At 60.4% G+C, this 13,532-nt stretch carries 10 protein-coding genes and 2 tRNA genes; 7 read left to right on the top strand and 5 right to left on the bottom strand.

The genetic code is table 11. The features are described 5' to 3' along the window. Positions 1 to 5 precede the first annotated feature (5 nt). The 3 genes from CDA63_RS10585 to gap all read right to left on the bottom strand — a co-directional run bounded on the left by CDA63_RS10585 (position 6) and on the right by gap (position 2,623). A complete protein-coding gene (locus tag CDA63_RS10585) occupies positions 6 to 341 on the bottom strand; it encodes a translation initiation factor (RefSeq protein WP_088464429.1) in 336 nt (111 codons plus the stop codon). 221 nt (positions 342 to 562) lie between these two features. Further along, complete coding sequence (locus CDA63_RS10590; RefSeq protein ID WP_088464430.1) at positions 563 to 1,402, bottom strand: diacylglycerol/lipid kinase family protein; 840 nt, start codon at positions 1,400 to 1,402, stop codon at positions 563 to 565. A gap of 219 nt (positions 1,403 to 1,621) precedes the next feature. After that, on the bottom strand, positions 1,622 to 2,623 hold the full coding sequence (gene gap / locus CDA63_RS10595) for a type I glyceraldehyde-3-phosphate dehydrogenase (protein ID WP_088464431.1): 1,002 nt from the start codon (positions 2,621 to 2,623) through the stop codon (positions 1,622 to 1,624). A gap of 285 nt (positions 2,624 to 2,908) precedes the next feature. Between gap and CDA63_RS10600 the strand changes: the two genes are divergently transcribed. From CDA63_RS10600 to CDA63_RS10615, 4 genes are all read left to right on the top strand, one after another. Next, positions 2,909 to 2,980 (top strand) — tRNA-Glu (locus CDA63_RS10600). Positions 2,981 to 3,077: 97 nt separating this feature from the next. After that, positions 3,078 to 3,671: a Crp/Fnr family transcriptional regulator gene (locus CDA63_RS10605; RefSeq protein WP_088464432.1), complete on the top strand. Its 594-nt coding sequence runs from the start codon at positions 3,078 to 3,080 to the stop codon at positions 3,669 to 3,671. 72 nt (positions 3,672 to 3,743) lie between these two features. Continuing rightward, positions 3,744 to 4,145, top strand: a complete 402-nt coding sequence (locus tag CDA63_RS10610; RefSeq protein ID WP_088464433.1) for a DUF4260 domain-containing protein — start codon at positions 3,744 to 3,746, stop codon at positions 4,143 to 4,145. A gap of 57 nt (positions 4,146 to 4,202) precedes the next feature. After that, positions 4,203 to 6,380 (top strand): bifunctional alpha,alpha-trehalose-phosphate synthase (UDP-forming)/trehalose-phosphatase, encoded by a 2,178-nt coding sequence (locus CDA63_RS10615; RefSeq protein ID WP_088464434.1) that lies wholly within the window; start codon positions 4,203 to 4,205, stop codon positions 6,378 to 6,380. Positions 6,381 to 6,561: 181 nt separating this feature from the next. On the opposite strand, the gene CDA63_RS10620 is transcribed toward CDA63_RS10615, so the two are convergent. Continuing rightward, positions 6,562 to 8,346: a glycoside hydrolase family 15 protein gene (locus CDA63_RS10620; protein ID WP_088464435.1), complete on the bottom strand. Its 1,785-nt coding sequence runs from the start codon at positions 8,344 to 8,346 to the stop codon at positions 6,562 to 6,564. Between the two features lie 395 nt (positions 8,347 to 8,741). Here CDA63_RS10620 and CDA63_RS10625 point away from each other — a divergent pair. The 3 genes from CDA63_RS10625 to CDA63_RS10635 all read left to right on the top strand — a co-directional run bounded on the left by CDA63_RS10625 (position 8,742) and on the right by CDA63_RS10635 (position 12,563). After that, a tRNA-Glu gene (locus tag CDA63_RS10625) sits at positions 8,742 to 8,813 on the top strand. A 143-nt stretch (positions 8,814 to 8,956) separates the two neighbouring features. Next, positions 8,957 to 10,222 (top strand): MFS transporter, encoded by a 1,266-nt coding sequence (locus tag CDA63_RS10630; RefSeq protein WP_088464436.1) that lies wholly within the window; start codon positions 8,957 to 8,959, stop codon positions 10,220 to 10,222. A 172-nt stretch (positions 10,223 to 10,394) separates the two neighbouring features. Beyond that, a complete protein-coding gene (locus CDA63_RS10635; RefSeq protein ID WP_126546814.1) occupies positions 10,395 to 12,563 on the top strand; it encodes a hypothetical protein in 2,169 nt (722 codons plus the stop codon). Positions 12,564 to 12,600: 37 nt separating this feature from the next. Here the strand turns inward: CDA63_RS10635 and CDA63_RS10640 are convergent, their stop codons facing one another. After that, positions 12,601 to 13,515, bottom strand: coding sequence for a bestrophin family protein (locus CDA63_RS10640; RefSeq protein WP_088464438.1), 915 nt, complete (start codon positions 13,513 to 13,515; stop codon positions 12,601 to 12,603). Between the last annotated feature and the right edge of the window lie 17 nt (positions 13,516 to 13,532).

The following is a 13,532-nucleotide window of genomic DNA, read 5'->3' on the forward strand; positions in this document are numbered from 1 at the left end:
TGGAATTACCCGCCGGCTTTCTTGGCTTTGTAGCCTTTTTCGAGCAGCAATGCCAGCACTTTGTCGCGGAAGTCGCCCTGGATAATGACCTCGCCATCCTTGGCGTTGCCACCAACGCCACAGCGGGTTTTGAGCAGCTTACCCAACGCCTGCAAATCGGCATCCTGGCCCACAAAGCCCGTAACAAGCGTCACTTGCTTGCCCCCGCGCGACTTCTTATCGAGCTGCACGCGCAGGTTTTGTTGCTGGGGCGGCAGCGTGGCGGTGGTGGCAGCGGTGGGTTCATCGTAGCTGAATTCGGGATTCGTGGAGTACACCACACCCTGGCGGCTGTTTTTCATGATTAGGGATTAGGGATTAGGGATTAGGGATTAGGGATTAGGGAAAATACGAATGTCATGCCTCATCTGGCGTCCGCGCAGCCGAAGCATCTCTACCGCAATGCTATTCATATTGATAGCAACTTCGACTCCGCCTCCGGCTGCGCTCAGCATGACAGTCGTATTTTCCACCGCTCATCAACTCACTCGCCCCTACACCGCTACTTCCAAAGTCAGCGGCTTCAGTTCCACCTCAAATTCGGTGCGTCGGCCACGTAGTCGCCATCAACGTGGAAGCCCAGCGGAGCGGCGGCCCGCACGCGGATATGGCGGCTGCGGTGGAACTGCGCCCCGCCCGAGGTAGGCAGCGTACCCAAAGCCAGCCCCACTCCTACCCGCACGGCCCGCCAAATGGGTAGCGCGTCAATCAGGCACAGGTCGAGCAGGCCGTCCTGGATGTTGGCGCGGGGCGCGATGTAGGCGTTATTGCCATATTGGGCGGCATTGGCAAAGGCCAGCACGTAGCAGTGGGTATCGAGCAGGGCCTGGTTTTCCAGCTCCACCTGCACGGCCGTAGGCTGATAGCGGCGGTACTCGCGCAGGGCCACTTTCACGTAGGTGCTCAGGCCCCGGGTGCCAGCTTGGGCAAACATCTTGCTCACATGGGCATCAAACCCCAGCCCGGCCGTGCAAAAAAACCAGTGCCCATTAATGCGGCCCGCGTCGATGCGCTGGAAATCGGGGTGGCAGGCCCGCTGCACGGCGGCCGGCAAACCAAGCGGCACGTGCAGGTGCCGGGCCAGCCCGTTGCCCGATCCCCGGGGCACGATGCCCAGCGCCGCGCCGGTGCCCAGCAGCCCCCGAGCCACCTCGTTCACCGTGCCGTCGCCGCCCACGGCCACCACCACCCGGCAACCCGCGGCGGCGGCCTCGCGGGCCAATTGCTCGGCGTGGCCAGCGTATTGCGTGGGCATAATGTCGAACTCGGCCCCGGCGGCCGCAGCATGCTCGGCAATCAGGGCCGGCACGTTCTGGCTCCGGTCGGTGCCGGACGTAGGGTTAAGGATAAAGCAGATGCGCATTCTTTTGAGGAGCTAGAAGTCAGGAGCTAGGAGATAGAATGCAATAGTCAATAGTTGGAAGATGGAACAGCTTGATGCTGCCGAAAACTGAAACAAAGAACGTCATCCCAAGCGAAGTGCGGCAACTTTCCCCAGCAGTCCGAATAAACGTTCTACGGTAAAAAGGTCCTTCCTTCGTCAGGATGACGTTCTTAATTCTAGCTACTAGCTTCTCAAGAATTACATTTTATCGCCCAGCATCTTGATGAGGTCGGCGGTACGGGAGCTGTAGCCAGCCTCGTTGTCATACCAGCCTACCACTTTCACCAGTGTACCGTTGGCCGAGGTCAACTCCGAATCGAAGATGCAGCTGTGGGGGTTACCGATGATGTCGGCGCTAACCAATGGGTCGGTGCTGTACTCCAGGATACCCTTCATCTCGCCTTCGGCCGCCTTTTTAATGGCCGCGTTGATTTCCTCAGCCGTGGCCTCGCGCTTGAGCAGCACGGTCAGGTCGGTGGTCGAGCCATCCGGAACTGGCACGCGCATGGCGATACCGTCGAGCTTACCCTTCAGCTCGGGCAGCACCAGGCCTACGGCTTTGGCAGCACCAGTGCTGGTCGGGATGATGCTCAGGGCGGCGGCGCGGGCGCGGCGCAGGTCCGAGTGAGGCGAATCCTGCAGGCTCTGGTCGGAGGTGTAGGCGTGCACCGTCGTGATGAAGCCCTTCTCGATGCCGAACGTATCGTTGAGCACCTTGGCCATTGGGGCCAGGCAGTTGGTCGTGCAGCTGGCGTTCGAGATAATCGTCTCGTCGCCGGTCAGGATATCCTCGTTTACGCCCAGTACTACCGTCGGGATGTTTCCTTTGGCGGGAGCCGAAATAACTACCTTTTTAGCACCAGCAGTGATGTGCTGGCCGGCACCGGCCTCATCAACGAAGCGGCCCGTGCTTTCGAGCACGATGTCCACGCCCATGTCGCCCCAAGGCAACAGCTTAGGGTCGCGCTCGGCCAACGCCACAATGCGCTTGCCGTTCACGGTCAGGCTGTCGTCGTCGTGCTCCACAGTACCCTGGAAACGGCCGTGTACGGAGTCGTACTTGAGCAGGTGGGCCAGGGTTTTATTGTCGGTCAGGTCGTTGATTGCCACGACTTCCACGTTGTCGCGCGAGAGCAGCGCCTTGAACGTGAGGCGGCCAATGCGCCCGAAACCGTTGATGGCAACTTTGATTTTAGCCATAGTTGTAGGGGGATGGGATGGGTTGTCGGCCGCGGGCGGCCGGAGTGAAAACACAGAGCGAAGGTAGCGCCATACGCGTTGATACCCAAATCGGGGCCTAAATGTGCACCACCGCCCAGCACGGTAGGGCCGCCGAAGCTAGTCGGAGCACTGGAATCACAAATATTTGACCTTGAAAATCAGCTTATTCATTCCCAAGCCGGTTTTTTTTCAAAAACAGCGCTTGTCCCAAACAACTGGCTTCCTATCTTTGCAGCACCAAAACGCACCGCGGCCTGCTTATCTGGTCCGTTCGTCTAGGGGTTAGGACAGTAGATTTTCATTCTACCAACAGGGGTTCGATTCCCCTACGGACTACTCCGCCGCCTTCGTTTTGGCTACCGCTTGAAAACCCGCTCCGTACTATTACGGAGCGGGTTTTCGCTTTTCCGGCCTAGCCGCGTACCTTGCCCCGATGCACCCGTTGCGCGCCTATATCCACCGTTTCGTGCCCCTCACCGACGCCGAGTGGGCTCCACTGGCCGCCGCCCTGCGGCCACGCCAGTTACGGCGCAAGGAGCTGTTCGTGAGGCAGGGCGCGCCCTCGGCGGAGCTGGCCCTGGTGCTGGCCGGTAGCTGCCGCCTGTTCTACACCCGCCCCGATGGCGAGGAGCGCACCACTTACTTCTTCTTTGAAAACCACTTACTGGGCGACTACCACAGCTGCCTGACCGGCCAGCCCAGCGCGTTTGGCATCGAAGCCCTGGGCCCGACCGAGCTGCTGACATTTCCGTACGCCTTGCTGCGCGGGCTCTACGACGAGTTCCCGGCCTACGAGCGGTTTGGGCGGTTGCTGGCCGAGTACCACCTGCTGGGTACCGATGCCCGCCTGGCCGAGCTGCTGCTGCTGAGCCCCGAGCAGCGCTACCAGGCCCTGCTGGCCAGCCACAAAACCAAGATTCTGGAGCGTATTCCGCAACACTACATTGCCTCCTATCTGGGCGTTACGCCGGTGTCGTTGAGCCGCATCCGGGCGCGGGTGCAGGGCCACGACGGCCGTATTTCTTAGCATTTGTTAACGATTTGGGCACCGCGCGGGCCGGACCTTTGGGGTGTTGTTTCACTCCTCATTTGCCACTCCATGAAAACGCTGCTCAAACTCGAAGAACTGGCCGAACTGCTAGTGGCCACCCTGGTTTTCGCCCACCTCCCCTACCCCTGGTGGCAGCTGCCGGCCCTATTCCTGCTGCCCGATTTGGGCATGCTGGGCTACCTGGCTGGCCCGCGCCTGGGGGCTTTCACCTACAATCTGCTCCACCACAAAGCCCTGGCCCTGGTGGTGAGCACGGCCGGCTGGGCGCTGGGCCAGCCCCTGCTGCTGCTGGCCGGCACGGTGCTACTTTTCCACTCCGCCTTCGACCGGCTGCTGGGCTACGGCCTCAAATACGCCACCGGCTTCCGGCACACGCACCTGGGTATGGTTGGCCGTGCCGAACCAGGCATTTTGGCCGGGCCAGGCAGCGGCTATCAGGAAGCGAATTGATGCCCTCCCGCCGGTTTGTGTCGTAAGTTGAGGGTTCGACTACTATACCGCAACCGCATGCCTCGCACTATTATCGTTTCCAACCGCCTGCCTACCAAAGTTTTACGCACCAACGACACCCTTACGTTCCATGCCAGCGAAGGCGGGCTGGCCACGGGGTTGGGTTCTATTTTCCGCCAGGAGGGTAACGTGTGGGTGGGCTGGCCGGGCTTGTTTGTGGATGACGAGCAGGAGGAGGGCTACGTGCGCGAGCAGTTGCGCCAAGACCGTATGGTACCCGTAATGCTGACCGAAGCCGAAATCCGCGATTACTACGAGGGCTTCAGCAACTCCACCCTCTGGCCCACTTTCCACTACTTCCCGCAATTTGCTGAGTACGAGCAGAGCCATTGGGATGCCTACGTGGCCGTGAACGAGAAATTCTGCGCCGCCGTGCTCGAACAGGCCGGCCCCGACGACACCATTTGGGTGCACGACTACCAGTTGCTGCTGCTGCCGGCCATGCTTCGGGCAGCCCGGCCGGGAGCCACTATCGGCTTCTTCCTGCATATCCCGTTTCCGTCGTACGAGCTGATTCGGGTGCTGCCTTGGGCGCGAGAACTGATGGAGGGCATACTGGGGGCCGACCTGATTGGCTTCCACACCTTCGGCTTCATGCGCCACTTCCTGAGCTCCGTGTCGCATCTGCTAGGCTTCACGGCCCAGAACGGCCGCCTCGAAGCCGGCGACCGGACCATTCTGGTGGATACCTTCCCGATGGGGATTGATTACGAACGGTACGTGGCTGCCGCAGCTTCCGACAGTGCCCGTCAACACGAGGCCAATTATCGGGAGGCGCTGGGCGACATCCGCGCGATTCTCTCCATCGACCGGCTCGACTACTCCAAAGGCATTGCCCAGCGGCTGCGGGCCTTCGAGCTGCTGTTGCAACGCTATTCCGAGTGGCGCGGGCAGGTGAGCCTGATTATGGTGGTAGTGCCCTCCCGCGACCAGGTTGCCCAGTACGCGGCCCTCAAGGAGGAAATCGACGAACTGGTGGGCCGCATCAACGCGGCTTACCGCACCATGAGCTGGACGCCGATCCACTATTTCTACCGCGCCTTCCCGCTCGATGAGTTGGCAGCACTTTACCGCCTGGCCGAAGTGGGCCTCGTAACCCCTATGCGCGACGGCATGAACCTGGTGGCCAAGGAGTTTGTGGCCAGCAAGGCCGATGAGCGTGGGGTGCTCATTTTGAGCGAGCGGGCTGGCGCGGCCCGCGAATTGTCCGATGCCCTGCTCATCAACCCCACCGATACCAGCCAGCTGGCCGAGGCCATGCACGATGCGCTGGTGATGCCCGAAGCCGAGCAGATCCGCCGGATGCGGGCCATGCGCCAGCTCGTGCGCCAGTACACCGTGTTTGCCTGGACCGACCTGTTCATGAACCGCCTAGCCTACAGCAAAAACCAACAGCACTCCCTCGATACCGAAATGCTCTCCCCCGACGTTACCACGCAACTGCTGGCCGATTACCGCGCCGCCGACCATCGCCTGCTGCTGCTCGACTACGACGGCACGCTCAGTCCCTTCCACGACGACCCCCAACAGGCGGGCCCCGACGAGGAACTGCTGCAGTTGCTACGCGCCCTCACCGATATTCCTGAGAACCGGGTTATCATCATCAGTGGCCGCGACCGGAAAACCATGGAAGCCTGGTTGGGGCACTTGCCGGTTGATTTCATCCTCGAACACGGCGTTTGGCTGCGCCCTCACGGCGAGGATTGGCGGTTGTTCCAACCCCTCAACAACGACTGGAAAGACGAAATCCGGACCGTTCTGGATTTGTACGTGGCTCGCACGGCCGGCTCATTTATCGAGGAAAAAGACTTTTCGCTGGTCTGGCACTTCCGCCGGGCCGACGCCCAGCTCGGTGCCATGCGGGCCCGGGAGCTCATGAATCACCTCACTTTCATCACCTCCAATGCCAATTTGCAGGTCATGGAGGGTAATAAGGTAATTGAAATCAAGACGGCCGGCATCAATAAAGGCACCGCCGCCGCCCGCTGGCTGGCCACCTACCCGGCCGATTTCACCTTCGCCATCGGCGACGACCGCACCGACGAAGACACCTTCCGGGCCATGCCACCCGAAGCCTACACCATCAAAGTCGGCCCCGCCCCCCGCTCCCTGGCCCGCTACCACGTAACCGGCCCCACCGACGTACACGAGCTGCTGCGGCAGATGCTGAAGTAGGATTTAGAGAGAAATAAAAACGTCATTCTGAGCGAAGGCGCAGTCGTAATCGAAGAATCTCTACTGTAATAGTATTCCTGCTGTTAGGAGTTACCACTACGGTAGAGATTCTTCGATTACGACTGCGCCTTCGCTCAGAATGACGTTCCTTTTCTAAGTCGCCAAGCTGCCTTAAAACAACCTACACGAAGTTCGGGCGGTCCAGCTTTTTGGCGATGCGGTAGGCGGCATTCACCAAACCCACGTGACTGTAGGCTTGGGGGAAATTGCCCCATTGGGAGCCGGTTTTGGCGTCTACGTCTTCGCTCAGCAGGCCTAAGTGGTTGGAGTAGGTGAGCAACTGCTCGAACTCGTCGATGGCCTCCTGTACCCGGCCCACGCAGGCTAGGGCCTCCACGAACCAGAAGGAGCAGATGAGGAACGTAGTTTCGGGCGTACCGAAGTCGTCGGCGTGGCGGTAGCGGTAGAAGAGGCCCTCGGGTGTTTTCAGCTCCTTTTCCAGGGCCACGAGGTGGCGTGCGGCCCGCTCGGAAGCCGGGTCGAGGTAGCACATCATAATCAGCTGGATGGTGCTGGCATCGAGGTGGGGCGAGCCGATGGCGTTGGTGTACGCCTCGCGCTCCTCACTAAAGCACTGCTCGATGCGCTCGGTGGCGGCCTCGTTGAGGCGGTTGGCCAGCGCCTCCATGTCGGCGTTACCGAGGGCCTGGGCCATTTTGCGGGCGGCGTGGCTGCCGGCCCAGTGAAACAGGTAGGTGTAGCAATGGCGCTGGGCCAGGTTGCGGAACTCCCAGAGGCCGGCGTCGGGCTGGTCCATGGTGGCCTCAATCAGCCGCAAAGCCTCGTACACCAGTTTTTCGGGGTTGCGCTGCTCCGGGTTCACGAAGCGGCTGTCGACGTAAAGCGGCAGCAGCGCCACCAGCACCTGGCCGTACACGTCGTTCTGCACGTGGGTGTAGGCGTCGTTGCCAATGCGCACGGGCTGGTTGCCCAGGTAGCCAGCCAGCGGCAACTCCTCTTCTACCAGCTGCGAAGCGCCACTGATGCCGTACAGGGGCTGGTACTTGCCCTGGATGCTGCTCGAAATATTGGCGATGTAGTGGAAATAGCGCTCCAGCTCCTCGAAGTGGCCAATGTTGTTGAAGGCCGTGAGCGTGTAGAACGTGTCGCGCATCCAGCAGTAGCGGTAGTCCCAGTTGCGGGTGCTACCGGGCGCTTCGGGCAGACTGGTGGTGCTGGCCGCAATAATGGCTCCCGTATCCTCGTACTGGTGCACCTTAAGGGCCAGCGCCGACCGGATAACGGCCTCCTGGTGGAAGTTGCTGATGCTGGTGCTCTTCACCCACTTGCGCCAGTACTCCACCGTGGAGCGCAGAAACTGCTCGACGGTGCTTTCCAGCGGCGCTTCGAGCGGGGCCCCGTAGGTGAGCACGAGGTACTTGGTTTCGTTGAGCACGAAGGCCTCCTCATCGAGCACGTAGGTGAGCGGGATGTTGGTGGTGAGGCGGATTTCCTCCTCCATGCCCAAAAAGGCAATGTGGTTGGAGCTGCGGCGGCGGCTCAGTTGCTGGCGGCCATAGTCGGCCACCGGGCGGCAGGCTACTTTTATCCGGGGGGTGCCATCCAGCGGCTCCACCTTGCGAATAAACATGAGGGGCTTGTAGTACCGCTCGTACTGGGAAAAGCGCGGGGCAAAGTCCGTGACGCGGTAGCTGCCTTCGGCCGTGGTAATTTCGGTGGCCAGCACGTTGGTGTTAGTCAGGTAATACTGCCGGCTCTGGAAGCCGCCCTCGGTAGCGGGCCGGATGCTGTACTCGCCGCCCTTCTCCTCATCGAGCAAAGCGCCAAACACAAAGCTGCTATCGAAACGGGGCCAGCAGAGCCAGCGCACGGCCGTATCGGTGCCAATCAGGCCCAAGAAGGCGCAGTTACCGATCAGGCCCATATCATAGGTGTGTTTCATCATAGGTCAATAAGTCAGAAGGAGAGAAAGTAGGTTGACGGGGAAGCACCTCGAATTGTCGTAGCTGCATGTCGTTCTGAGCGGCGCAAAGGCCCTGATGACAAAGTAGTCAGACGATGGTTGCTTGCATACCAAGGTCTTTGCGCCGCTCAAGGCAACATACGCTTAGCTCGCTGCGCATTCAACTGTGTTTACCGTTTTCGGGCGGCGCAAGTTACCGTGCCCGGCCGTTCAGCTTAACGAAGGCACTTGGTTTACTCCGCCATTTGCAAAATAATCTTCCTGATTATGTTCCAGTTATCGGCTTTTTACATTTTTTTACCCCCACCCACTTGCCTCGAATCAATTGGCCCGTATCTTTGCACCACCAAAACGGAAAAACGCTTCCGCTTTTATATGGTCCGTTCGTCTAGGGGTTAGGACAGTAGATTTTCATTCTACCAACAGGGGTTCGATTCCCCTACGGACTACTTTACCCGGAACATAACCGCTCCGAAACGCTTTTAAAAAGACCTCTTCGCAACTCGCGGAGAGGTCTTTTGCGTTTAGCCCTCCGCAACCCAGCCGTCCGCCACCTCAACCGGACTTCGCGGACTCATTTTACCAACTCAGCATGCAACCGAAAGCCTTTCGCGCTTTTCGCAGCCGCAACTACCGTTACTTCTTTGCTGGGCAAGCATTGTCGCTGTTGGGTACTTGGATGCAGAAAACGGCCGTCAGTTGGGTCGTGTACACCCAAACCCAGTCCAAGCTGATGCTGGGCGTGAGCGTGTTTGCCACCCTGTTTCCGTCGGCCCTGTTCTCATTGGCGGGCGGCGTCGTGTCCGACCGCTACAACCGCTACCGGGTGCTGCTGCTTACGCAGGTGCTCTCGTTGGTGCAGGCGGCCCTGCTGGCCCTGACGGTGTACCTGCAACAGGATGCGGTGTGGGCCATCATCGGTCTGAGCGCCGTGCTGGGCATGATTAACGGCTTTGATGTGCCCGCCCGGCAGGCGCTGGTCTACGGGCTGGTCGAGGACAAGGCCGACGTGCCCAACGCGGTGGCCCTGAACTCCTCGATGGTGAACTTGGCCAAGCTGCTGGGGCCGGCCATCGCGGGTTTTGCGCTGGAGCGGCTGGGCGCGGCGGCCTGCTTCGGGTTGAATGCAGTGAGTTTCGTGGCCGTTATTGGGTCGTTGCTGGCCCTGCGGCTTCCGGTTTATAAGGCCCGGGTGGTTACCCAAAACGTATTCGACGAACTGGCCGAGGGCTTCCGCTACGTGCGCCGGACGCCCGCCATCCGCTTTACTATGCTGATGATGGGCCTCGTGAGTCTGTTGGCCCTCCCCTTCACAACCCTGCTACCGGTGTACGCCAAGGATATTTTTCACGGCACGGCTACCACGTTCGGTCTGCTCGACGGGGCGGTGGGCCTGGGCGGCTTCATCGGGGCGCTATTTCTGGCTTCGCTCAAGCCCGGCACCAATCTAAACAAGATCCTGACCGTGAACACCTTTGTGTTCGGCGCGGGGCTGCTGCTGCTTGCCTACACCACGTGGTACGCGCTGGCGTTGGTGTTTCTGGCAGTAGCCGCGTTTGGCATGATGTCGCAGATGACCATCAACCTCACGCTGTTGCAAACCAGCGTCCGGCCCGATCTGCGGGGCCGCGTCATCAGTATCTACGTGTTGGTATTTACGGCGGGGCTGCCGTTGGGCAGCTTGCTGGTCGGGGCCGTATCGCACCAGATTGGGGTTCAGCCCACGGTGCTGGCCGAAGGCGTGCTGGCCCTGGGTATCGGGTTGCTGTACCTGCGCGAGCTGCGCCGCAACAAACCGCTGCCCCCCACCCTGCCCGTCGCGGCCGAGCCGGCGGCTGTAGCAGCGGTAACAGCCTGAGGGGCCTTACCGGTAGTCTACTCCGCCCTTATCTTATTTTTCTGGGGTCGGAAACTGGTTTTCGGCTAGAGCGGCGGCTACCTTTGCGGCGCGGTTTGGGCGGTGTTTTAATTAGCACTACGTCGAACCGCGAAGGGCTGCCGGTGGGTCGGGAGCCGTTTTTCTGCTTGCTGTGTTGTACTATTTTGGATTTCGGAGACTTCGCACCCTGCTGGCGCTGGTGCCACTCCTGCTTTTCTCGGCCCTGGCCGCCCGGGCCCAGCGCCCGCCCCTGCTGCGCGAACTGAGCCTGCGCACCGACACCACCACCTACTACCTGAGCCGCAACACGGTAACGGTGCAGGAGGAACCCCACTTCTACTTTTACTACCGCCCCGGCGACGATACGGCCGAATTGCGGGCTACCCCCGCCGACCCTTCGGCCGGTACCCTCAGCCTGCAACGCTCCGCCGACTTCACGCTGCTCGACTCACTGACGCCGGTGGCGGGCGGCCAGTACTACCGGGCCAAACTGCGCTTCACCAACTTGGCCGACGTCCGCTTCCTGAGCCTGACGTTCCGGCAGGCAGCCCCCGATTCGGCCGGGGCGCGGGTGCAGACGGTGCGGCTGCTGCCCGTATCGCGCACCACCCTAGAGCTGCGCCCCACCGATACGGACCTGTTCGTGGGGGAGGAAAAAGTGTTCGAGCTGAGCAGCAACAACCCCAAGAACATCCGCCTGAGCCCCGAATGGACCCACGGCCAGGACATTGATTACCGTTTCGATCAGGAGAAAGGCGTGCTGCGTCTGCATGTGCTAGCCAACGCGCCCGGCAACCGGGTGCTCACGCTGCGGCCCCAGACCGAACGGCCCTTCCTCACCGATAACAACCGCCGCGTAACGTACGCCCTGCCGCCGCTACGCCAGGAGTTCACCGTTAAAAGCTCGCGGCTGCGGTTTCTGAGCGTCGATAAGAAGGAAATTACACTCGATGAGGATTCGCGGCGCAAGGGCGTGGAGCTGATTCTTGACAACGGCCGCACTTTCGATTTGCGGCATACCTACCGCATCGAGGACCAGGAGGAAGCCGGCGGGGCTCTGATTGCCGAGGTATTTACCCGCCAGTACCTGACCAACGACCGGGTGCTGTGCTGGCTGCGCGTCTACAACACTCACCGCCAGGCCGACAGCTACCTATACATCAAGGAAAACGACCAGGCCAAGTACATCACCAACTTCAACATCTCGCCCCAGACCACCGTAACGGCCCTGAGCGTGCGGCACCGGGGCGGCGACTGGACCAGCTCGAACACCGTGAACCCGGGCGAAACCGTGGATGTGCGCCTCGAAGGCGTATCGCTGCTGCGGGGCCGCTTCCACTTCGAAGACGTGCGCGTGGTGCCTTCCGATTCGAGCGTACGCTCGGATGCCGCCGTAGTCTACCGGGTGCAAGTACCAATTGGCATCGATAAGAAGCGCGTGGCCATCGACAACGCCGGCCAGCCCACCGATTTCGCGCTGACTGTGCGCGAGTTCCAGCGCCCCCACCCCCTCGATTTCGTGGGTGTAACCTTCGGCGAAACCGTGCGGCCCGTTACTCGCCTCAACGGCCCAATTTTGTACGACCGCACCATCCGCGACGTAGTATTCAGCTTCAATGCGGGGGCCATCGACTCCGAGCGGCAACTCTACGGCAAGCAGCACCTCACGTTCGAAATCCGCACCCAGAACGCCAAGGGCGACCTGATTGAGATGCGCACCATTGATAACGTGGTCGTCTGCCCCGACGGCAGCTCAGTGCGCGCGGCCTTCTACCAGGACAAGCAGTGCCAGGTGGGCAACCTGAGCCTCAACAACCTGCTAAGCGCCCGCAAAACCTATGACCTCGACGACTGGAGTAAAATCATCGTCACCATCAAGCACACCCAGGCCCAGTACCAGGAACCCGGCTTCACGCAGCGGCTGGAGCTGGTGCTCCAGCGCCGCGTGAAGTTCGATATCGACGTGAGCTTCCCGGCGGGCCTGCTCACCAAGCAGCTCGGCGGCGGCGAGGCCAACAACTACACGGCCTTCAGCGGCATCAGCCTGGCCACGCTGGCTCAGTTCAGCTTCTATAACCCCAACAAAATCAATAAGCTGCGCCCTTATAAAGTGGGCGCGGGCTTTGTTGCCCTCAATGCTTTCAACCTGAACTCCAACGCCAACGCCGCCCGCGACCTGGGCCTGGTAGTTCTGGGCTCGGTCTACCCCACCCGCTCCGACGCCAAGCTTACCTTCCCGCTCTACCTGGGTGCCGGTTACCTCGTGAACAAGGGCAAGCTGTTCTTCCTGTTCGGTCCCGGCATCGGCATCAGGCTGTAGTGTTGCAGGGGCCTGGTTTGCCCGCCAAGCACCTGATTTACATCACGTAGAAATCCGTATCGGGCGCCGTTACATGGCGCACGGCCTCGTGGTCGCCAATCATTTGTTTCAAGTTGCGCTCGATGGTTTGGGAGATGATGGTCATGGGGGTATCGGTGGGCTTGTCCTCGAAGGGGTCCTGCAGGTGGATGGCCATGCGCTCGATCAGGAAGAAAGCCGTGGAGATGGCCAGCACGATCAACACCTCCATGACGCCGAACACGGTGAGTAGCGCGAAGGGCAACAGCATCACGAAGAAAAACAAGCAGTAGTGCGTGTATAGCGAGTAGGTTACCGGGAACACAGTACTCTTGATTCGCTCACACTTGCCCATCGAATCGGTCAGCTTGGTCAGCGTCTGGTCGATTTCTACCTGCTGGTAGCTGTTGAGCCAGCCCTGTTGCAGGCCGTAGCGCAAATCTTGGGCGTGGAGCTGCAGCAGGGCGTTAGGCACGTTTTCGTGCGTCGTGATGAACTTCAGCTCCCGCGCCGACAGGTAGGGCCGGAGTACTTCCAGGTCCATCTTCTTGCGCAGGGACATGCCCAGCGCGTAGGGCCAGGCAATCTGGCGGTTGGTTATCCGGGCCTGCCAGCTTTGTACTTCTTCCGATTCGTAAGGAGTTTCCGAGAAGCTGAGCACCTGCCGTACCAGGCTCCGGGAATCGTTGACGACGGCCCCCCATACAATGCGCGCCTCCCACCACCGGTCGTAGGCCTGGTTGGACTTAAAGGCCAGCAGCAGCGACAGTACCGTACCCATAATCATGGGCACACTCAGCGGAATGTCAATTTTGATCAGATGAATATACCGGTCTTCCAGGGCGATGAGGCCGGCATAAATGACGACAAAGAGCAATTCCGTTTTTATTCCTTTAAGAATGTAACGCAACGGAATATTGGTTCTCAACAGCATGGGCAAACAATAAAGGC

The sequence above is a fragment of the Hymenobacter amundsenii genome, assembly GCF_002204745.1.
Taxonomy (GTDB): Bacteria; Bacteroidota; Bacteroidia; order Cytophagales; family Hymenobacteraceae; genus Hymenobacter; species Hymenobacter amundsenii.

Coding starts and splice junctions, on each gene's coding strand:
- CDA63_RS10585 (WP_088464429.1), bottom strand. CDS start 341: ATGAAAAACAGCCGCCAGGGTGTGGTGTACTCCACGAATCCCGAATTC.
- CDA63_RS10590 (WP_088464430.1), bottom strand. CDS start 1,402: ATGCGCATCTGCTTTATCCTTAACCCTACGTCCGGCACCGACCGGAGC.
- gap (WP_088464431.1), bottom strand. CDS start 2,623: ATGGCTAAAATCAAAGTTGCCATCAACGGTTTCGGGCGCATTGGCCGC.
- CDA63_RS10605 (WP_088464432.1), top strand. CDS start 3,078: ATGCACCCGTTGCGCGCCTATATCCACCGTTTCGTGCCCCTCACCGAC.
- CDA63_RS10610 (WP_088464433.1), top strand. CDS start 3,744: ATGAAAACGCTGCTCAAACTCGAAGAACTGGCCGAACTGCTAGTGGCC.
- CDA63_RS10615 (WP_088464434.1), top strand. CDS start 4,203: ATGCCTCGCACTATTATCGTTTCCAACCGCCTGCCTACCAAAGTTTTA.
- CDA63_RS10620 (WP_088464435.1), bottom strand. CDS start 8,346: ATGATGAAACACACCTATGATATGGGCCTGATCGGTAACTGCGCCTTC.
- CDA63_RS10630 (WP_088464436.1), top strand. CDS start 8,957: ATGCAACCGAAAGCCTTTCGCGCTTTTCGCAGCCGCAACTACCGTTAC.
- CDA63_RS10640 (WP_088464438.1), bottom strand. CDS start 13,515: ATGCTGTTGAGAACCAATATTCCGTTGCGTTACATTCTTAAAGGAATA.